We start from the raw sequence: 22,158 nt of genomic DNA, 5'->3' as shown, positions 1-22,158 counted from the left end.
AAATTGTTTTATATTCAAAACAAATCTACAAAAGAAGAGCCATGCCGGAAGTTATCATTACTTCTTTGCATGGCTCTTCAGATGGCAGTATATTTTTGAGGTTATACTTTTCTTTTGTATAGTATGAAACAGACGAGCAATATCCGTCTCATCTGCCGGAAGTTCCGGCATTTCTAAAAGGAACTGGAGTTACTTATTTAATGAAGCTTACGTGTTTACAGATCTCTTCAATGGCTTTTTCTTTTCTTTCATTGAAGATCACTTTGTTTTCTTCGAAAAGGTTACGTCCTTCTGTATCGATGGATACGATCAGAGGTCCGAATTCTTTTACGCGACAGTGCCATAATGTTTCAGGCATTCCCAGATCTCTCCACTGAGCATCTACGATCTCTTCTACTTCTGTAGCTGCTACTACTGCGTTTCCTGCAGGGAATACACAATGGATCGCTTTGTACAAGATTTATCTTACGAAAAAACTTTATCACTTACTTCTCCGTCTTTTGCAATCGCTCCGATCACAAAATAACAGATGACTGATACAACCATGGCATTGATAGAAGCGATTCCTCCAGGGATCAGGTTTCCTGCAAGTGCACCGCAGATTACACCAATAACGGAGCCCCATTTCACTTCTTTCTTTGCTTCTGCGCCTGACTCATAGTCGGATTTGTGTAAAAAGAAATCCAGAGAGATCAGTGCACCTACCGGCGGGAGAGCTGCATTCAGGAAGTTGAGCCATCCTACAAAATTGTTGTAAAGCCAGATAGAAAGCACGGTTCCGATCACGCCAGCGATCACCACCATTGGTTTCTTGCGGATTTTTGTGATGTTGGAAAGCCCAAGTCCGGATGTGTAAAGTGCATTGTCATTGGTGGTCCAGATGTTTGCTCCCAGTGCGATCAGTGCCGGAACTGTCAGCCCCTGTGCGATCATAACGTAGAAAATATCGTCTTTTCCTGTAAAAGCACCGCCTGTAGCACCAAATGCAAACATCAGGGAGTTTCCTACAAAGAATGCGATCACAGTTGTAATAATGGCAATCTTGTTTGTCTTTGCATAACGGGTGAAGTTTGGTGTTGCTGTTCCGCCGCTGACAAAGGAACCGATAACCAGACCAGCTCCGCCTGCAATGGTCAGTGTTCCCTGACTCTTGGCAAATACTGCTTCCAGACCGCCGCCCTGTCCAATTGCAAGGCTCATGGAATAAATACCAAGGACTGCAATTAACGGTACGGAAATATAACTTACGATTTCCAGTCCTTCAATTCCGCGGTATGCAGAAAGTGTCATGCACACACCCGCGATCACTACCAGGACTACCGGTGATACATGGAGCACTTCTGCTGCCGGAATGGCAAACATGGCTGCACCTACACCGAACCATCCGATCTGTGTGAAACTGATCAGTGCGGATGGCAGGTAAGAACCTTTTTTACCGAAAGAATGCTGTGCAAGCAGATCCAGTGACATACCGGTGTGACTTCCGATGTAGCCAAGTACCCCCGTATAGGCACCCAGCACAATACTTCCGATCAGTACTGCCCAGATAAATCCCTGCAGGTTCAGTCCGATTCCCAGCTTTGCACCGACACTCATGCTGGCTGAAAAGAATGTGAACCCAAGCATAATAAAGAACATCGGCCAGAAACCTTTTCTTGCTGTGGCTGGTACACGCTCAAGGGAATAATCCTTATCTTCTACTGCGTCTTTTGTGTTTTTACTCATAATTTTTTTCCTCTCCCGGATCTGTTACAACCTGTGTTTCAGATTGTCCGCTTTCTCAAAACCCTGCTGGTCTTATATCCTGCCGGACCGTCAGACGTTCCCGGACATATCACTGAATATAGAATGCCCAAATCCTGTTTTATACAATGTTCAGGTCCAAACTACCTGATTTCATTATCACAGTTTCTTCAATTTCGCAAAACCTGCAAACATCTTTTTGACTCCCACTTTATCAAAATCAACCGTGACTTCGTAATCTCTTCCGCCGTCTACAATGTCTTTGACGATTCCCACGCCAAATTTAATGTGACGTACCGTATCTCCCACTTCATAGTCTAAGGACGCTGCCTTGGTGACTTTGAATTCCCTTGGCTTGAATGGCTTCGCTGCCAGTGCCATTTTCATCTTGGCAAGGCTGCTGTCTGCCTGGATCATATCTGCGATCTGTTTCTTCTTTTCCGGTGTTGCTGTCTGTCCCATATCTACAAGTTCACGCGGGATTTCGCGGACAAATCTGGAAACTTTGTTGTACTGCACATCCCCCCGGATCATTCGCTGTCTGGCGCTTGTCAGAGTCAGATCCTCCATGGCTCTTGTGATTCCTACATAACAAAGGCGTCTTTCTTCTTCCAGATCGGATCTGTCGTCTGATACAATGGACATATAAGACGGGAAAATTCCGTCTTCCATTCCAACCAGAAAAACTCTCGGGAACTCCAGACCTTTGGCACTATGTAAAGTCATAAGAAGCACATAATCCTGATCCGGGTCAACACTGTCAATGTCTGCGATCAGCGCAATCTCTTCCAGAAATCCTGAAAGTGTAGCCGGCTGTCCCTGTTCTTCCATGGCTTCCTGATAAGATTCTGCCTTGGAAATAAGTTCATCGATATTCTCGATCCTTGCCTGTGATTCTTCGGTATCTTCCGCTTTCAGTTCTGCCACATATCCTGTAAGTTCGATTACTTCTTCCAGAAGTTCACGGACTGTGTAGGATTCCGCTTTACTCTTTAAACTCTGAATAAAGGTCACAAATCCATCAATCTTGGAAAGGCTTCTTCCAATAGATGGAACCTCTTCTGCCACACGCAGAGCATCATAGAAACTGACGCTCATCTTATCTGCATAATCTTGAATTCTGCCAAGGGTTGTAGCTCCGATTCCTCGCTTCGGCACATTAATAATCCTGCGGACTGCAAGGTCATCTCTGGAATTGTCGATAGTTTTCAGATAACATAACAGGTCTTTGATTTCTTTACGTGCATAGAAGTTTACGCCCCCTACAATCTTGTAAGGAATGTTCGCAAGCAGGCACTTCTCTTCAAAGAGTCGGGACTGAGCATTGGTTCTGTACAGGACTGCACAGTCTTTGTACTTCGCGCCGTTCTCTCTGTGTGCTCTGGAAATCTCACCTACTACATATTCTGCTTCTTCGTATCCATTCATAAACTGACGGAAATGGATCAGGTCGCCTTCCGGGTTCTCTGTCCAGAGTGTCTTAGATTTACGGGATGCATTGTTTACGATCACTTCGTTGGCTGCACTCAGGATGTTCTTGGTGGAACGGTAATTCTGTTCCAGACGGATTACTTTTGCATCCGGGAACACGTGCTCAAATCCGAGAATGTTTCCGATATTTGCACCACGGAACTTGTAGATAGACTGGTCATCATCACCGACAACGCAGAGATTCTCATCTTTGGAAGCCAGCAGACTTACAAACTTGAATTGTGCAGTGTTGGTGTCCTGATACTCATCTACCATAATATATTTGAAGCGTTCCTGATAGTTCTCAAGAACATCTCCGCAGTTCTGGAAAAGTTCCACTGTCTTTACGATCAGATCATCGAAGTCCAGCGCATTGTTTTTACGCAGGGATGCCTGGTATTCACGGTATACTGCCGCGACTTTCTTCTTATTAAAGTCACCGCCTGCATTCAGTTCCATTTCATCCGGTGTGATCAGTTCGTCTTTTGCATGAGAAATCTGCGCAAGAAGGGAACGTTCCTTGTAGATCTTAGTATCAATGTTCAGCTTTCTGCAGATTTCTTTCATCAGAGTTTTCTGATCTTCTGTATCGTAGATGGCAAATCTGGTGTCGAATCCCAGACGGTCAATGTGTCTGCGCAGGATTCGCACGCAGGTGGAATGGAAGGTGGACACCCAGATACTCTCTGAGCCGAAGCCTACGATCTTATCTACTCGTTCTCTCATCTCACTGGCTGCTTTGTTTGTGAAAGTGATAGCCAGGATATTCCAGGGATTTACACCCTTTTCATCTATCAGGTAAGCAATACGGTGGGTCAGCACTCGCGTCTTTCCCGAACCCGCTCCCGCCAGGATCAGCAATGGGCCGTCTGTGTGGTAGACAGCTTCCTGCTGTGGGGGATTTAATGTACTGTAAATGTCGTTCATTTTCTCTCCTATCTCTTGTCGAGTTACTGTTGGCAATTCCGCAAAATAACATATTTACATTCTATGAAATTGTCACAATCACATGGTTCAAAACATACCTCTGTGTGTTTGAGTTTTTTCATAGTAAATGTAGAAGTATTCTTACATTACATATCGATCCGTCATAACCTGAAACAAATATTTTCCACCTGACAGACCCATATCTTCACAATTATACACAAAAACCTGTTCCCCTACAACAGGTTACTTTTAGAAATTTATTTTTACATATGCATCCCCCCGCAGAATAAAAGCATACAAACAGTAACCGGCAATTTCCTCGACAATTCAGTAAAAAAACATTTACAAGTAGTATTTAAAACTATATAATAGGGGACAGAGGTGATTAAAGATGACAATCGATGAAAAAGATATGATAAACAGTATTCTGGAAAGTGTGTCCAGAATTGATTATATTAAACCGGAAGATATTCCAAATATTGAATTATACATGGATCAGGTGACTACATTTATGGAAGAGCAGCTCGCATCTACCAAACGTTATGATGAGGACAAGATCCTCACTAAGACCATGATCAATAATTATGCCAAGAATAAACTTCTCCCTCCGCCGGAGAAGAAGCGTTATTCCCGTGAGCATATCCTGATGCTGATCTTTATTTATTATTTCAAGAATATTCTTTCCATCAATGATATTCAGACTCTGCTCACGCCGATCGCGCAGAAATATTTCAAGTCCATGACTGAGAAAGATATGACTTATATTTATAATGAAGTTTTCAGCATGGAGAAAGAACAGATCGAATCTCTCAAGAAAGACCTGCTCCGCAAATACAAAACAGCGCAGGATACTTTCGGAGATGCAGATGATGAAGATCAGGAGAATCTGAAGAGATTTTCCTTTATCTGTCTGCTGAGTTTTGATGTTTATGTGAAGAAGATGATGATCGAGCACCTGATCGACGGGATGCATCCATCAACGGAGCATGATTCTAAAAAGAAAAAATAGTAATCAAACAGACAGATACTGAATTACTAAAAGGAGACTACATATTTTTCTGCAGTCTCCTTTTTCATCTCTTTATAAAATTCAATCTGTTATTCGCAATAAAAGCAACGAGCTACCTGATTTATAGCGATCCTCTAAAATAATGCATTTAAGAGGATTGCTATAGGTCAAGCGGATATTCGCAATTGAAGCAGGGAACTTACTTGATTTGGTTAAATTATTTCTCCACTGCCTTAAATGTAAATCTGATTGGCTGGTAATCGCCTGTTGTCAGTGGTAATGGCAGGCCTGCTTTCATCAGTGCTGCGCCTGTGTATACTTTTCCGGTTGCAGTGTCTTCATAGTGGAGATCTGCATCCAGTCCCTGTGGACGGAAAAGGTAAATATATGGATTTGCTTCACTGTGGAGTCTTACTCCGCATACAACAGTCTCTTTCTTATCCTTAGATACAAACTGCCAGAGTACATGATTGTTGTTTTCGAATAGATTTACCAGACGATAGTAATCTCCTGACTGTACCAGATGTTCAATCTCTTTGTATTTCAGGATCTGTTCTCTGGCTGTCTTTTTATCTTCTTCGGACATCTTCATCAGATCCAGTTCGTAGCCGAATGTACCGGCAGATGCAACCGTTCCTCTTGTCTCAAATGGTGTAATTCTGCCGGACTGGTGATTCGGGCATACACTGACATGGGCGCCCATTGCGCTTACCGGATATCCAAAAGAAGTACCGTACTGAATCTTCAGTCTGTCAATGGCATCTGTGTTATCACTGCACCAGATCTGTGGAGAGTAATAAAGCATTCCCGCATCAAACCTTCCGCCGCCGCCTGAACAGGATTCAAACAGGAGATCTGGATATCTCTGTACAAGGCTTTCCATCATTTCATAAACTGCAAGTACATATCTGTGATAAACCTCTCCCTGACGTTCTTTCGGCAGTGCCGCAGAGAATACGTTATCTACACTACGGTTCATATCCCATTTCACATAATCAGCCTTGCATGCATCCAGAACTTTGAAAATCTGATTCATGATATGGTCACGGACTTCTTTTCTGGTAATGTCCAGGTTCAGCTGATGTCTGCTTCTGTTCATGGCACGTCCCGGAATCTTCAGAGCCCAGTCCGGATGTTCTCTGTAGAGATCACTGTCCTCTGAAATCATCTCCGGTTCTACCCACAGACCGAATTTCAGGCCAAGACCATGGATTCTCCCTGCCAGTGCCGGAAGTCCACCTTTGATCTTCTCTTCATTTACTTCCCAGTCACCAAGTGCACACCAGTCATTGTCTCGCTTGCCAAACCATCCGTCATCCAGAACAAACATATCCAGACCGATATTCTTTGCTTCTTCTGCAATGTGGTACAGTTTATCTGCATCGAAATCAAAATAGGTTGCTTCCCAGTTGTTTACCAAAATTGGTCTCGGCTGTTCTACGTATTTACTGCGGATCAGGTTATTTCTGTATGCATCATGATAGATTCTGGAAAGTTTTCCAAATCCCTCTTCTGAATATGCCATGATCACTTCCGGAGTCTCAAATGTATCTCCCTTTTCCAGAGTCCATGAGAAATGATATGGATGAATTCCCATTGTTACACGGGTATGACCTACCTGATCTACCTCTGACTCAAATGCAAAGTTTCCGCTGTATGCCAGTGCATAACCATAACAGCTTCCATGTGTCTCTTCTGTATCTCTGTCGCAGAGGATCACAAATGGATTATGATGGTGACTGGATGCACCACGGATGCTTCCCACTGACCAGTTTCCATGACTCAGGTGAATTCTTTCCATCTGACGTTCCATGTTGTGTCTGCCGTAGAAGTGAACTGCGTCCATTTCTCTGTATTCAAAATCCATTTCCATGGACATTGCTTTTTTCACTGTAACAGGCTTTTCACCTGTCTGTTCCAGACGAACGGCTCTGGTGATCACATCCAGATGTGGAAATACCCCATAAAGAAGATGTGCTTTCAGTCCGCTTACGCGGTCTGCCAGAACAATCTCCAATGTCTCTGCTTCGTCTTCCTTCGCAAACATTGCAGGAAGACCCTTCAGACTGTATTTTCCTTTACGGATTTCATAAGACTCAAATTTCAGATTTGCAGTATCGCTGCCGTCTGCCTGTTCCGTTTCCAGACCATTGATGCGGTAATCGCCATTTCCATATGCTGTGTATTCCTGTGGCAGAGTATCCAGGGAAAATGTTTTATCTTTTCCTGCTTCATATGGGTTTCCGGAGAACCCTCTGTCTACACCCACGATTCTGTCTGTGATCAGGGAATCTCCTACCGGGCTTCCATAATACAGATGAACCAGAGTATCATACTCTCTTACCTGCATCTGATAGGTGCTGTTTTCTGTTTTCAGCTCGAATACTTTCTCTGCCTCATGATACTTAATCCATTCCATACTCTGTACCTCTCATTTCTTTGTTCTTTCTATTTTATAGATGCTGCATCTATCTTTTCATTACTATCAGTCGGATAAACTCTTACAAATCTTTGCTTTTCCATAACTGCATATCTTTTTTATTCAGTGTGATATTTGCAGTTAAAGTAAAAGAGTTTTTTCAAAAAGCATACTGATCCGGTTCCGAATCCACATAATGATGTTCCTCTTCGTCCTCTTTAAAGTACGGTTTGAACAGCTTCCACATAAACCAGGAATCCGCATAGGCAGTCAGGGAAAATCCCATCATCAGCCAGATCAGCAAATAGACCGGAAAAAGATATGCATCTACAAGTGTCATAGTCATTGGCAGGATCGTGATCACTGCCACTGCTATTACATATCCTATATGTTTAACCGCAAAATAAAATGCGTTTGTGATCAAAGTCATTGTTTTGTTTTCAAATGCCGCTACTGTAGGAAATATATACAGTGCAACAGCGATCAGCGGAATACATACCGCCAGGATCACATAATTAAAAATCTGTGACATGGAACCCGGCATAGTCACCAGAGATTCTTTTTCCATATAAAGAAACACTGCAACTGCTGCCATCAGAATCCAGATAATAGTTGACTGTTTGAAATTCTGCTTAAAGCTCTTAAAAAAGTCATGAAATACCCGGATATCTCCATCCTTATGGAGTTTTAATGTACAATAATACAAAGCAGTGGTAGATGCCCCTGCTGTAATCACAGGAAGAGAGCACACGATCCATAGTAAATTTAATGCAATTAACTGACCTAAAAATCCAAATATCCTGTCATAAAGACTTCCTGGTTTCATTTTTTGTTACCCCTTCCTTATCATCTTATTCTTATTAATCTTATTCTTAATTTTATTTCTGTTTCCAGCTTTATCCTGACCTTCACATTTACAACTTCATTCTATAAATATCAGCATATAATATGTAATGTCTGCAGCAAAGTTTCCCTTATCCAGTTTCAGGCAAGCTTTTGTTATGTTTCACTTTCCATTTTTATAACAAAAGCCTGCCTGTACAGTTCATGTGAATCATTTCCGCCACAGGAACCATTTTGTTTTATCAAAACTTTTTTACTTATTTACAGCTTACCACCGGATGTTGCAATACCTTCGATGAACTGCTTCTGGAAGATCAGATACAGTACGATCATCGGGATACATGCAAGCAGAGATGCTGCCATCAGCTGCGGATAATTGTTGGTGTACTGTCCCTGCATTTTTGCAAGTGCTGCTGACAGAGGCATTACATCCTTGTTACAGATCAAAGGCCACATCAGGTCTTTGTATGCAAATACTGCTGTGAAGATTCCCAGTGCCACCATGGAAGAACGTGTCAGAGGAGCCATGATGAACAGGAAGGTCTGACCGATGTTACATCCGTCAAGACGTGCTGCCTCTTCCAGATCTTTCGGAAGTCCCATATAAGCCTGTTTGAGGAGAAATGTACCAAATGCAGTAACAATACCGGGAAATACCAGGGCAAAAATGGTATTGAGCATTCCCATTTTACTTACCATTAAGTACTGTGGGATAATGAAGATCTGTCCAGGAACCATCATCTGGAAAAGTACCAGAGAGAACATCAGGTTTTTACCTCTGAAGTTCAGACGTCCAAATGCATAGCCTGCCAGTGTTGCTGTCAGAACCGCGCATACAACACGGCCCAGGATCAGAAGCAATGTATTGATATACAGATGTAAGAAATCCATATTTTCAATAACTTCTTTAAAGCTGTCCCATCTCCATGTAGACGGGAGAATTACGAACGGGTTGACAGAAGTTGCCTCTGTCATGGTTTTGAAAGCTGTCAGGATCATCCATAAGAAAGGAACCAGCATGGTAATAGATACCAGTATCAGGATAACATGGATCAGAACTCTGTTTGCTTTATCTCTTGCTGCCATAATTATCCCTCCTTAGTTATAGTGAACCCACTTCTTCTGAGCAATGTTCTGGAATACTGTCATGATCATAATTACAACCAGAAGAAGTACGACGATTGTTGAACCATAACCTTTGTTATTCTGTACAAAGGAATTCTGGTAGAACAGGTAAACAAGTGACTGTGTTTTGTAAAGTGCAGGATTATTTCTGTCCATAACCATGAAGATCAGGTCGAATACCTGCATGGCACCGATAACACGGGTAACCATTACAAAGAAGATGGTCGGTGAAAGCAGCGGGATTGTAATATGGAAGAACTGTTTCACACCAGTTGCTCCGTCAATGCTTGCTGCTTCATAATAATCTCTTGGGATTTCCTGCAGACCGGACAGGAAAAGAACCATATTGTAGCCGATGATAGACCATACACCGATCACTGCGATCGCATAAACTGCGATCCTCGGATCAGAAATCCAGTTGATCTTTGTATGAAAAATGTGATTGAGAAGACCAAACTCTGAGTTGAACAGCCATCTCCATACCATGGCGATTGCAGCCGGAGCAGCAACCATAGGCAGGAAGAAAATAGTCCTGTAAACAGCACGGCCTTTCATTTTACGGTTTAATAAAACTGCCAGTACAAGTGCGATAGCAATAGAAAACGGAACTTCCACAATGGCATATTTAAATGTATTTAATAATGCCTGCCAGACTTCCGCATCGTGGAACAGCTTTACGTAGTTATCAAAACCAATGAAGATATTTCCCTTACCGAAATCTCCGGTCTTGAAAAAGCTCTCATAAATGGTCTTAAAAATCGGATAGATATTTAAGATGATCAGACCAAGCATTGTAGGAAGAATGAACGCCCATCCCCAGATGAATTCATTCCGCGCCTGACTGGTACCTTTTTTGGGATTTGCCACGGTTCTCACTCCTTCTTATCATAGAATTTTGTTGCTGATTTGAATGGAAAACTGCCGCATATGAGCATACCCTTTGTGACTCCTGTGGTTATCACATGATCGGAATCTTTTCTGCGGCAGCTTTTCCGTTTCTTATTTTTTATAAATGGTTTTGTTAAACATTAATTAATAGGACTCTTCTGCAATGGCATCGTTCATAATAGTAACGATATTCTTGCATGCATCATCCATGCTTTCCTCATCATTCCATGGTTTCTTCAGTTCTTCGCACATTGGGTTCCACCATGCAAGTGTTGCATTTGTGTGTGGTCTGAATACGATATTGTCCATTGCATCCATGTATGGCTGTAAGTTAAAGCAATCAACACTGTTAACCCATCCATCGGACATTCCTTCGTAAGCTGCCATTGTTACACCAAGGTCAGCCTGTTTCTTCTGCATATCTTTGGAACCGAACCACTCAATAAGCTGGAAAGCTTCGTCCGGCATATCTGTGTTTGCAGATGCTGCCCATCCAAGACCATTGTAAAGAGATACGCTCTCTCCTGTTTCAGCATCTTTCGGAAGTCTTGCCACATCACAGTGCTCTTTGATGTAATCGTTGTCTTTGAAAGCAGATACCATCCAGGATCCCTGAGAAATCATAGCTACCTTGCCAGATCCGAAGAGTACGTCTGTACCTGTTTCGGACATTGTAGATGCAGGAGGCATTACATTTTTAACGCATTTGTCAACGAATTCCATTGCTTTGATAGTGTTTGGATCATCAAAACCGGATTTGTTGTCATCTGTCAGTATAGTTCCACCCATGGAGTAAACAATATTCATCCATGTATCCTGCTCATTAGACGGGTTTGCTGCAAAACCGTACTGGCTTCCGTCTTCTTTTGTAAGTTTTTCTGCAATGTCATAGAATTCATCCCATGTCCAGCTTCCGTCCGGATAATCGATTCCTGCTTCATCAAACATATCTTTGTTGTACCACATAGCAATTGTATCGATGTCCTTCGGTACTGCGTATGTTTTTCCGTCCCACTGATACATTTCTTTGATATCTTTCGGGAATTTGTCCATTTCCAGTTTGTCGCTGTCTGCAATCTTGTCTGTCAGATCAAGTAAGATATCATTGGACATATATCTTACAGCTTCATTGGAATGCATCCAGAATACGTCCGGCATGTCTCCGCCTGATGCACCTGCTTCAAGAAGTGTCCAGTAGCTGCTCCACTCTACTACCTGAAGTTCAGTTTTGATTCCGGTCTCTTTTGTAAACTCATCCATGATTTCCTGAAGTCCGGCTTTCTGTCCGTTATCCCAGATTGCAACTGTCAGAGTTTTGTCTTTCGCCTGTGCGCTTACTGGTGCAAGTGCAGTAACTGTCATAGCACCGATCACTGTTGCGACTGTGAGTTTTTTCATGTTTTTTCTCATATACATCCTCCTTTATTCGTCGTTTCGACGTGTTCCTTGTGATTCTTATTATATGTTTTTGTCTATTTTTTTTCAATAGACTAATGAAATAAATTTATGTCATAATCGTTATGGAAAAATCGCTGAATTTATGGTAAAATGTCAACAGTGACTTGAATTTATGCGTATTTACAGGATATCATTCCATATGTCTTTATATCAATTAATACCCGCAGTCAAAGAAAATAGAAAAAGGAATTGCGCAAATGCCAAATGTAAAATATACGGACAGCGCTACTTTCCGCTGTCTTGAAAACCTGAAAGAAGGCTCCCTTGATATCAGTCTGATCCATACGGGCAAAGAACACTGCCCGCCCGGACATATCTGTTCCATGCCAAGAGATGAGTTCATCATCCATTTTGTGCTGGACGGTACCGGATTCTATTCTGCCGGAGGTCAGACCTGGAGCCTTACTCCCGGACAGATGTTTGTAATTTATCCAAATGAACCAGTCACATACGGTGCTGATGAAACCAATCCCTGGTCTTATGCCTGGATTGGTTTTCGCGGAATCCGAGCTCACTCAATGGTAAAAGAATGTGGATTTTCCAAAAATCAATTAGTACTTCCTGCACCGGATCAGAAAATAATCCTGAAACACATCGATTATATGCTGAATCATAAGCAGCTTTCCAAAGCCAATGATCTAAGGCGCCAGGCTTATCTGATCCTGTTGTTAGCCGAGCTTGCCGACTTTCATGAAAAACAGTCTGCACAGAACAGAAAAAGTGCCAAATATGCCTACAGCACCAGTGTTTACGTAGAGCTTGCCATTGAATATATTAAAGACATGTATCAAAAGGGAATCGGGATTTCTGATATTGCAGATAATATCGGAATCAGCCGTGCCTATCTGAACAGTTCCTTTCAGAAAGAGCTTGGAATGTCCGCACAGACCTTCCTCATTGATTATAAGATGCATAAAGCAGCCAGTCTTCTGGTCAGTACCAGTCTGTCTGTTAAAGAGATTGCTAATAATGTGGGCTATGAAGACCAGCTTGTTTTTTCAAAAGCTTTTAAGAAGAAGTTTGGAATGAGTCCGAAGAATTATAAGACTCATAAAGAAATGATGGATAAATTTAGCGAAAAGCAGGTAGACGATCCCGTGTGATCGTTCTGCCTGCTTTTTGTTGATTTTTTATTTCTGTCTATTGCTTTTCGCAACCTCCATAAGGAGCTTACCTGATTCGGTTATTATTTTGCAGTTAAAACATAAATTCTGGACTCATAGTCTGTGCATGGTTCGTCTTCACTTGTAGGTTCACCTGCTGTACAGTCTGTGGTGAGCAGTCCCAGATTCATCAGCTCATCCCCGTAGTTTTCTGTTCCATTATACTCATTTCTGTAGATAAGATCCGGATCCAGTCCCTGAAGCCGTACTCTGGTAAAATCTGCGTTTACTACATTTCTTTCTCTGTACCAGAATACCAGCGCTGTCTTTTTGTCCTCACTGACTGTCATCCACGCTGTTTCATTGCCCTCAAAAGGACTTTTCAGTCTGTAAAAAGTTCCAAACTGGATCAGTTCTCTGTATTCTTTCATAAAAGTGATCTGCTGTTTTACTTCTCTGATTTCCTCATCAGACAGTTTATTCAGATCCAGCTCATATCCGAAAGTTCCAAAATAAGCTACATTTGCTCTTGTATGTAACGGAGTTTTGCGGTTTAACTGATGGTTTGGTACTACAGAAACATGACTTCCCATGGAGCTTACGGGATAACACATGCTTGTGCCGTACTGGATTTTCACACGCTCTGCCGCATCTGTATCATCACTGGTCCATCCCTGTGGTGCATAATAAAGGATTCCCGGATCAAAACGTCCGCCACCGCTTGCGCAGGACTCAAAGAGAATCTGCGGAAATGCAGTATTTAACCGCTCATACAGATCATAAACTCCGAGAATATATCTGTGGAACACTTCTCCCTGACGGTCTGCTGGAAGTGCAGCCGAATAACATTCTGTAATACTTCTGTTCATATCCCATTTGATGTAGGAAACCTTTGCTTCTGAGAGGATTTTGTACATCATCTCATAAATACAGTCCACCACTTCTTTTCTGGAGAAGTCCAGCACATACTGATTTCTGCCATGACAGGAATGCCTCTGGGGTGTCTGCAGGATCCAGTCCGGATGTGCACGGTAAAGATCGGAATCCTTATTCACCATCTCCGGCTCAAACCACAGACCAAATTTCATACCCATCTCTTCAATCCTGTCTGCGATTCCCTTGATTCCCTGCGGAAGACGCTCTCTGTTTGCCACCCAGTCACCAAGTCCTGCATAATCGTTGCTTCGTGTACCGAACCATCCGTCATCCAGCACAAATAATTCAACACCACATTCCTTTGCCTTTGCAGCAATTTCCACCAGACGGTCCTCTGTAAAATCAAAATAAGTAGCTTCCCAGTTATTGTTAAGGATTGGCCTGGGACGGTCTCTCCAGTAACCTCTTGCCAGTCTCTTCTGATATAATTTATGGAAGGTCTGGCTCATTCCATTCAGACCCTTATCAGAAAATACTACTACTGCTTCCGGAGTCTGAAAGCTCTCACCACAGTCCAGCTTCCAGTCAAAATTCTGGGGATTGATTCCTACAGTGATGCGGGTTGTATCATGAGTATCCACTTCTGTCTGCATTCTGTGATTTCCGCTGTAGATCAGACTGAATCCCATCACTTCTCCTGCATTTTCTGTTGCTGACGGACGTCGGAGCACAATAAAGGGATTATGTTCATGGGAAGAATTTCCTCTGATGCTTCCCACAGACTGGATTCCCTGCTCTAATCTGCGTTCTTTCACATGACGTTCTCTGGACCATGCACCTGAAAACTGCATCCACACATAATCCTTGTCCGGCAGATCAAGGCTGAGGCTCATTGCATTTAACAGATGTACTGATGATGTACCCTCGTTTGTAAATCTGGCACTTCTGGTGATGATTCCCCTCTGTGTAAAAATAGTATAAAGCAATTCCAATACAATTCCTGTTACTTCATCTTTCAATTTTACACATAAGGTCTGGGCTTCTTCGTCTTTCTCAGTATACGTAGCCGGAAGTCCCTGAAGTTTTGGTTTTCCAGCTGCAATTGTATAACTTACATAAGTAAAATCAGAAATCCTGCTTCCGTTTTCCTGAAGGATCTCCACTGCCGGATAACGGTAATCAGAACTGCCATACACCGGATATTCCAGTTTCAGATGCTCCAGCGAAAATTTGCGGTTTCCCTCATAAACACAGGCTGTCATTGGTCTCTGCTTCATCTCAAGAAGATGTGAAAAATCTTCTCTGTCATGGATTCTTTTCCCAAAATAGAGATTTCCAAGATGTCCATTTGGAAGCACACACATAATATAACTGATTTCATTGTTGTATAAATGGAATGTCTTTGAACTTTCATGAAAAATAATACTCATAACTGTCCCCTTTCTATAATAAATTCAATATACATGAAGTTAGGGGCAAAAGGTTTTTTGACCCTAACTTGATATCACGGATTGCTCCGCGGCTGTGCTGATATCATATACATTATTATAGAGAAAGTTATTCTGAGGCGTTATGGCATTATGTTTGTCTGAACCTTTAAAATGTTAACTGTTGATCAGCTGTTCCAGCCCATCCTCTGACACTTCCAGGTTTCTGCGGTTTTTACTTCTGTCCTGCCTGCGAAACTGCGTTGGTGTCAGTCCTGTTTCATGTTTGAATGCCCTGGCAAATCGTTCTGCATTTCCATAGCCACAGGATTTTCCAATTGATTCTACAGACAATTCCGTAAGAGCCAGCAATTCCCTTGCCCTTGTAATACGGTATTTCTGCAGAAAGTCCTTTGGTGAAATATGAAGTTCATTCATAAAGATCGTGTACAGATAACTGCGGTTAACATTTAAATGCTCTGCCAGTTCCTGTACTCCGATTCCACAGGCATATTCATTTTTTATAAATGCCATAGCTTCTTTGATATATGCTCCATACTTGCTTTCGCTTCTATATTTCTTTTCTTTTGAATTACCCAGATAAGTATCAATCACCACATCTTTTGTAAGAACTGAAAAGAAATCATATAATCGTCCCTGCAGATAATACAGATTTGAGGTGGTACTTTCTGTATGTTTCAGAATATCCAGCACAATTTTCTTTAACTCTTCTCCACTTTCCGAACGGAAGATCAACTGCTCGCTGTTTAATCCGATATCCCGAATATATTTTCCTGCATTGGTGCCGCCTACTCCAATCCAAAGATAACTCCAGGGATCATCTTTATCTGCCTGATAGAAAGTCTGTGTGCCCGGCTCGATCAGAAACCCCTGTCCGGCAGTGAGATAATGTTTTTGTCCGGACACCTGATACATTCCTTTTCCTTTCACTACAAAATGGATCAGATAATGTGGACGGGATGCCGGGCCATAGCAATGCAGCGGCCCGCATTGTGCGTAGCCGCTGTAGCTTAGATAAAATTCTCTGAATTTTGGTTCCTGTAATTGTAAGACATATGAATCTTCCATAATATATAGTCTGCTCTCCTGTTTTATAAACAACCATTAACTCCCGGCTATATCATAAGGCCAGTGAACACTCATCTATCTTCTTTAATTCCTCTTCACTGAAGGATGCACTGTCCAGCACTTTCAGATTCTCAAGGATCTGCTGTGGACGGGATGCCCCGATGAGAACGCTGGTTACGATTCCGTCGCGGAGAATCCATTTCAGTGCCATCTGAGCAAGACTTTCGCCTCTCTCTGCTGCAATTGCATTCAGGCTGCGGATACTGTTAAGACGTTCCTCACTGAACTGGTCTGCATGGAGAAAACGTCCGTCTGTGTTGACACGGCTGTCTTTTGGGATTCCATTCAGGTATCGGTCTGTGAGCATTCCCTGCGCCAGAGGACTGAAAGAAATAATTCCCTTTCTCCTCTCTGCTGCTGCCTGTTTCAGACCATTTTTCTCAATCGTTCTGTTAAAAATATTATACGAATTCTGATTAATGATAAACGGACAGTGCAGTTCCTCCAGAATATCTGCGGCGCGTTTCATTGTCTCACCATCATAGTTGGAAATTCCAACATACAATGCCTTTCCGCTTCTGACAATCTGTGCCAGAGCCTCCATGGTCTCCTCCAGAGGAGTCTCCGGATCCATTCTGTGATGATAGAAGATATCTACATAATCCAGACCAAGACGTTTCAGGCTCTGGTCAAGACTGGCGATCAGATACTTTCGACTGCCCCAGTTTCCGTAAGGTCCCGGCCACATATCATAGCCTGCCTTTGTGCTGACGATCAGCTCATCTCTGTATGCAGAAAATTCCTCTCTCAGGATTTTTCCAAAATTTTCCTCAGCACTTCCAGGCTGTGGACCATAGTTGTTTGCAAGGTCAAAATGAGTGATTCCATTATCAAATGCTGTGAAGCACATCTGTTTCATATTCTCATAAACACCGGTATCTCCGAAATTATGCCATAACCCCAGAGATAACTCCGGCAGCATCAGCCCACTGGCACCACAGCGGTGGTATTTCATTGTTTCATAACGTTTTTCGTCTGCCTGATACACAAATAAATCCTCCTTATGTATGATATCATTATTTACTGTCCATTTCATGCTCAGTAACTATAACTGTTCCCTGTAATCATACATCCCAGAGGATTTATTTTCAATAAAAGTTCTTTGTATTTTCTTTTATTACGGTGGATAGTTATTGAAACTTTGATTCCCAAGAGAATTCATCATCCTAAACATTTACTCTGTTTCATTAGCTTCCTGAAGCTTCTGCATCTCTTCTAGCGGCATATTGAAAAAAGCGGCTATTTCCTGTTCACTTTTTCCATTTCTTAACGCTCTGTCAATTAAACTTTTCTGTCCTTTTGTTTCTCCTCTTGCCTCCCCCAGCAATTCCGCCTCTTCTCTTATGTCATCAATAGCTGTTCGCATATTCTGCTTCTCCTTTCTTTCATCCACATTTAAATTCACATTTGTAACCTCTTTTAACATCATCACTGTCTTGGTTTCCATCTCATGAAATCCTGGATTATTTTCTATAATCTCCTGAAGTTTCTTTTTATCTCTCAAATATTTTAAAAATAATAAAACTTCTCTTAAATCTGTCGTAAAATGTTCAAAATCTTCATCGTTCATCTCTGCTGGTACGATTAGATTAATCTTATAATCCGGTACCATAGACAATAACTTCTCATCTGTAACTTCAAACATCTCATGCAACCTTCTTGGACCGTCCCACTCATCAGCACCAAAATAAATCACCAATGTGACAACCGGAATCAATATATCATCTTTATAGAATCCTGACAGATATTCCCCTACTGTCCCTTTCGTGCCTTCTCTTCGATGTTTTCTGGCAGTCTCATCTATCTGTGAAGCATATTCCAGTGCATCGTATACCATGTCTTTTACAGGCATTGCATAATGCACCTCTGACTGATTCTCCACTCCCAGCAAAACATAAACCGCCTGACCGTCTTCCATTGTGTGAAGAAGTTTTAATTCATCTCTGTATTTCTGGACTGGATACGGAATCTTTCTTTTTTCATCTTTCCCATACAGCACAGATAATGCTGTCGTATCTACTGTATGTAGCATCTCGGGATTTATTTTCTTTTTTCCCTGGTAAATCAAATGATTGAATGCATCTGCGAATACCTGTGCATTCTTCATGTAATCTTTCGTAAGAGTATCCTTTTTTCCCATATGATGATTCCTCCTGCGAACCGGGAGAAATCACTATGCAAATCTGCTCTCTGAAATCTCCCTGCTTTTTAATTGTGATAGTAAGCATTGAGATTTCCTGCTGATTGCCTGAATGGCAGAAATGCATATAGACAGGCTTTTATACCTGAACAGATAATAGAAATAAAATGCTTAAGTTGATATTAGCACAATATGGTCTGTTTTTCCAGTATTTCCTATAAGTTTATAATCTTTTTATAAAAAAAGAAAAAGCCATTCCCAGTTTTTTAACTGAAAACGACTTTTCATTAATCACATTTTATTATATTCCTTTAAAACTAAAGGAAAATTCCATCTTTCCTTCTGCATTCAGCAGATATTCCGGATGGGTGTATGCGCCCCAGCTGTCGTCGCCGCCGATTCCCATCTGGCCTTTGGCTACACGGATCACAGTGTAGTGGATCTGCGGGAGTTCGTATGGGTGCATGGCGTTTTCCATCTCGTGCGGAGTATATGGAAGTGCAGAGAACATCATTGGTTCTTTGTCCATCTCAAAGAGGATTCCTCTGCCTTTACGGTCTGTGATGGACGCCCAGCGTACTTCTTCTTTTGCACCGCATTCCTGCGGAACCATGTATTTTGCCACGTTATCCTCAACAAGGTTCTGGTAAATGCCGAGTTTTGCACCTTTTTTGCGGTCTGCATAGGTTTCGGCTTCGCCCCGTCCGTACCACTGTACATGGTCATAGTCTGCGTTGAATTTGAAGATTACGCCAAATTCCGGCATATCACCGAGTTCTTTTACAGGATCATAAGTTAACGTTGTTTTTACTTTTCCATCTCCGAATACTTCGTAGGTGAGCTGGCATTCACTGGCTGGTGTGGTTGGCATCAGATAGGTGAATGTTATTTTTACAGAAGTTTCTGTTTCTTCTGCCTGTGGTAAATTGGATGGACCATATGCACCTTTTCTGTATTCTTTGTGGCTTAAATACATACTGGCAATTTTCCACTGTGCGTAGCGCATCTGCATGAGATTTCCACAGTCATTGTCTGTAGGTGCACGCCAGAAGTTTGGTTTCGGGATAGTTTCGAGCATCTCTTTGCCTGCGTATTTGTAGGAAACAAGACCGCCATTGAGAACGGAAAACATCACCTCAAAATGCTCTCCGCGGACACCGATATTGTGTGTGCTTCGGATGATCTGTGGCTTCTGAGGAAGTTTTGCTGCAACAGTTTCTTCAACCTGATATACATACTGTCCAAATGCAATCTCATGACCTGCAGGTGCCCATACTTTTTCCTCTTTCAAATGAAAAGAAACGGTGACTGCATATTCCCCCGCTACTTCTGCTTTTCCAAATGGAAGTTTGTATTCTTTTTCACTTAACGGCTCTACTGCTGTTTCCAGAGTCTCTGTGCGGATTACTTTTCCGTTCTTTGCAAGTGTTACTTTACAATCGAAAGTATCTGTGTTCACAAAAAGGTTCTTGTTAATAACTTTTACAGTATCAGCAGTTACCTCTGCTGTGATATTCTGATAGTTAAATTTCACTTCCTGCATCTTCGGAGAAGCTTCGCGGTCACCGCCATATGCAATTCCATTACCACTGAAGTTATAGTCTGTCGGGCGTTCTCCAAAATCGCCGCCATATGCCTGGAATTCTTTTCCATAGCGGTCTTTTTTGTAAATAGACTGGTCAATATAATCCCAGATAAATCCGCCCTGATATTTCGGTTCCATGTCTGTCAGATCTGTATATTTGTGCATGGCACCGCAGGAATTTCCCATCGCGTGAGTATATTCACAGCAGATAAACGGCTTGCTGTCATCTTTTGCAAGGAATTCCTTAATCGCTTCTACTGACGGATACATCTGGCTTTCCATATCGCTGGTATCATTATAGCTGCGATCATGGAAAAGTCCCTCATAATGTACCAGACGAGTCGGGTCGTTCTTACGGAAAAGCTGAGACATTTCATAAATGTCTTTGCCTCCAAAAGATTCGTTTCCACAGGACCAGATCAGGATTGCCGGATGATTCTTGTCTCTCTGATACATGGAGTTTGCACGGTCAAGCATCATATCAAGCCACTCTGGTTTGTTGTGCGGGACAATGTATGTATAATCCTTTGTGATCTCTGCCACATCCCAGGAACCATGAGATTCCAGATTTGTCTCATCAATCATATAAATGCCATATTCATCGCAGAGCTGATAGATCAGCGAAGCATCCGGATAATGACAGGTACGGATTGCATTGATGTTGTTCTGTTTCATCGTGCGGAGGTCTTTACGAAGTTCCTCTTCTGAAACATGTCTGCCGCTGACAGAGCTGAATTCATGACGGTTTACTCCCTTGAACACGATACGTTTTCCATTCAAAGTCATAATTCCGTTCTTCATCTCGAAACGGCGGAAACCTACTTTCTGCGGAATCACTTCCTGAAGAGTTCCTGCTTCGTCATAAAGTTCAATTGTAAAATCATAGAGCTGCGGATCCTCTGCACTCCATAATTTCGGATCATTAATTTTCCATGCAAAATTATGTTCTACCGTTTTACTGCATCTTGTTTTCTGCACATAAACTTCCTGAACATTCTCTGACGTATTTTCTGTTTCAGAGCCAGTTTCCATGAGTACTTTTCTTTCTTCCAGTACACATTCTCCATCTTTTTCAAGTCTGAAAACGATACTTCCCTTTCCCCATGTTTTCACTTTCACTTCCAGATCTGCCACATCCAGATTCTCTTCCGGAATGGCCCGGATCTGAAGATCATAGGCATGAGTATCCGGTACTGTGTAGAGATATACGTCTCTGTAAATTCCGGAGAAACGGAAGAAGTCCTGATCTTCACACCAGCTGCTGGAAGTCCATTTGAATACCTGTGCTGCAAGCTTGTTCTGACCTTCTTTTACATAATCAGTTAATTCGAACTCTGATGGTGTAAAAGAGTCTTCGCTGTAACCAATGAATGTTCCGTTCAGCCACAACGCAAGTCCGCTCTCTGCTCCCTGGAAAGAGATAAACAGTCGTTTTCCTTTCATCTGTTCCGACACTGTAAAATATTTCACATAACTTGCCACCGGATTAAAACGATCCGGAATCTCACCTGGGTTAATTTCCTCATGTCCTTCCCACGGATACTGGACATTTGCATACTGAGGTGCATCATATCCTTCCATCTGAATATGTGCCGGTACATGAATGTCATCCCAGTCATAACAACAGTAATCCTCTTTCTCAAATCCCTGGATTGTACTTCTGTAATTACGGGCATAATGGAATTTCCATAAACCATTCAGACTCTGTCGGAAAGAAGTATCTGCTCCTTCCTGCATAGCAGTCCGCATTTCTTTTACATCTCTATAATTTACGTGATCTGAATGAGCTTCCATTCGGTTCTCGCAGAAATACTGCGGATCTTTTACCTTCGAATAATCAAATGCCTGCATATTGTTCCTCCTGTTTTATCTTATACTGTTCTTTTAGTGTAACACTGTATATACCTGTATAGTTTACGAATTCAGTCATATACTTTCTGTTTTCGCGCCTGCATGGCACAAATAAAAACAATTTTTCTGTCATGGCAGATTATAT

14 protein-coding genes and 1 pseudogene are annotated in these 22,158 nt (G+C 42.1%); 2 read left to right on the top strand and 13 right to left on the bottom strand.

Annotated elements, in window-relative coordinates:
• Positions 1–193: 193 nt before the first annotated feature.
• From ACTNES_RS00640 to pcrA, 3 genes and pseudogenes are all read right to left on the bottom strand, one after another.
• Positions 194–454 (bottom strand): annotated as a pseudogene (locus ACTNES_RS00640) (fumarate hydratase C-terminal domain-containing protein); the annotation flags it as partial.
• Between the two features lie 11 nt (positions 455–465).
• Entirely contained in the window at positions 466–1,725 is a 1,260-nt protein-coding gene (codB, locus tag ACTNES_RS00635; protein WP_291812131.1) for a cytosine permease, read from the bottom strand.
• A gap of 177 nt (positions 1,726–1,902) precedes the next feature.
• Entirely contained in the window at positions 1,903–4,140 is a 2,238-nt protein-coding gene (pcrA, locus tag ACTNES_RS00630) for a DNA helicase PcrA (RefSeq protein ID WP_441038254.1), read from the bottom strand.
• Between the two features lie 391 nt (positions 4,141–4,531).
• Between pcrA and ACTNES_RS00625 the strand changes: the two genes are divergently transcribed.
• On the top strand, positions 4,532–5,149 hold the full coding sequence (locus ACTNES_RS00625) for a DUF1836 domain-containing protein (protein WP_216460241.1): 618 nt from the start codon (positions 4,532–4,534) through the stop codon (positions 5,147–5,149).
• A gap of 217 nt (positions 5,150–5,366) precedes the next feature.
• Here ACTNES_RS00625 and ACTNES_RS00620 read toward each other — a convergent pair whose 3' ends face one another.
• From ACTNES_RS00620 to ACTNES_RS00600, 5 genes are all read right to left on the bottom strand, one after another.
• Positions 5,367–7,568: an alpha-galactosidase gene (locus ACTNES_RS00620; protein ID WP_441038253.1), complete on the bottom strand. Its 2,202-nt coding sequence runs from the start codon at positions 7,566–7,568 to the stop codon at positions 5,367–5,369.
• A gap of 160 nt (positions 7,569–7,728) precedes the next feature.
• Entirely contained in the window at positions 7,729–8,394 is a 666-nt protein-coding gene (locus ACTNES_RS00615) for a YesL family protein (RefSeq protein WP_441038252.1), read from the bottom strand.
• 278 nt (positions 8,395–8,672) lie between these two features.
• Positions 8,673–9,497, bottom strand: a complete 825-nt coding sequence (locus tag ACTNES_RS00610) for a carbohydrate ABC transporter permease (RefSeq protein ID WP_019162740.1) — start codon at positions 9,495–9,497, stop codon at positions 8,673–8,675.
• Positions 9,498–9,509: 12 nt separating this feature from the next.
• The gene (locus ACTNES_RS00605) at positions 9,510–10,403 is read right to left on the bottom strand and encodes a carbohydrate ABC transporter permease (RefSeq protein ID WP_227194799.1); all 894 of its coding nucleotides are present in this window, start codon (positions 10,401–10,403) and stop codon (positions 9,510–9,512) included.
• A 165-nt stretch (positions 10,404–10,568) separates the two neighbouring features.
• Positions 10,569–11,834, bottom strand: a complete 1,266-nt coding sequence (locus ACTNES_RS00600) for an ABC transporter substrate-binding protein (protein ID WP_441038251.1) — start codon at positions 11,832–11,834, stop codon at positions 10,569–10,571.
• Between the two features lie 245 nt (positions 11,835–12,079).
• Between ACTNES_RS00600 and ACTNES_RS00595 the strand changes: the two genes are divergently transcribed.
• Positions 12,080–12,985 carry an AraC family transcriptional regulator gene (locus tag ACTNES_RS00595; RefSeq protein WP_441038250.1) on the top strand — a complete coding sequence of 302 codons (906 nt, stop codon included), beginning with the start codon at positions 12,080–12,082 and terminating at the stop codon, positions 12,983–12,985.
• A gap of 83 nt (positions 12,986–13,068) precedes the next feature.
• Here the strand turns inward: ACTNES_RS00595 and ACTNES_RS00590 are convergent, their stop codons facing one another.
• The 5 genes from ACTNES_RS00590 to ACTNES_RS00570 all read right to left on the bottom strand — a co-directional run bounded on the left by ACTNES_RS00590 (position 13,069) and on the right by ACTNES_RS00570 (position 22,013).
• Entirely contained in the window at positions 13,069–15,291 is a 2,223-nt protein-coding gene (locus ACTNES_RS00590) for an alpha-galactosidase (RefSeq protein ID WP_441038249.1), read from the bottom strand.
• 174 nt (positions 15,292–15,465) lie between these two features.
• Positions 15,466–16,377: an AraC family transcriptional regulator gene (locus ACTNES_RS00585; protein ID WP_291817416.1), complete on the bottom strand. Its 912-nt coding sequence runs from the start codon at positions 16,375–16,377 to the stop codon at positions 15,466–15,468.
• 52 nt (positions 16,378–16,429) lie between these two features.
• Complete coding sequence (gene mgrA / locus ACTNES_RS00580; RefSeq protein ID WP_173742225.1) at positions 16,430–17,425, bottom strand: L-glyceraldehyde 3-phosphate reductase; 996 nt, start codon at positions 17,423–17,425, stop codon at positions 16,430–16,432.
• A 186-nt stretch (positions 17,426–17,611) separates the two neighbouring features.
• Positions 17,612–18,577, bottom strand: a complete 966-nt coding sequence (locus ACTNES_RS00575; RefSeq protein WP_291817420.1) for an Rpn family recombination-promoting nuclease/putative transposase — start codon at positions 18,575–18,577, stop codon at positions 17,612–17,614.
• A gap of 301 nt (positions 18,578–18,878) precedes the next feature.
• Positions 18,879–22,013: a glycoside hydrolase family 2 TIM barrel-domain containing protein gene (locus ACTNES_RS00570; RefSeq protein ID WP_441038248.1), complete on the bottom strand. Its 3,135-nt coding sequence runs from the start codon at positions 22,011–22,013 to the stop codon at positions 18,879–18,881.
• Between the last annotated feature and the right edge of the window lie 145 nt (positions 22,014–22,158).

Origin of the sequence: Blautia sp. HCP3S3_D9, from assembly GCF_052063845.1 — a bacterium.
GTDB lineage: Bacteria > Bacillota > Clostridia > Lachnospirales > Lachnospiraceae > Blautia_A.
Note: the sequence above shows the minus strand (reverse complement) of the source record. Positions and strands in the feature narration are given on the sequence as shown.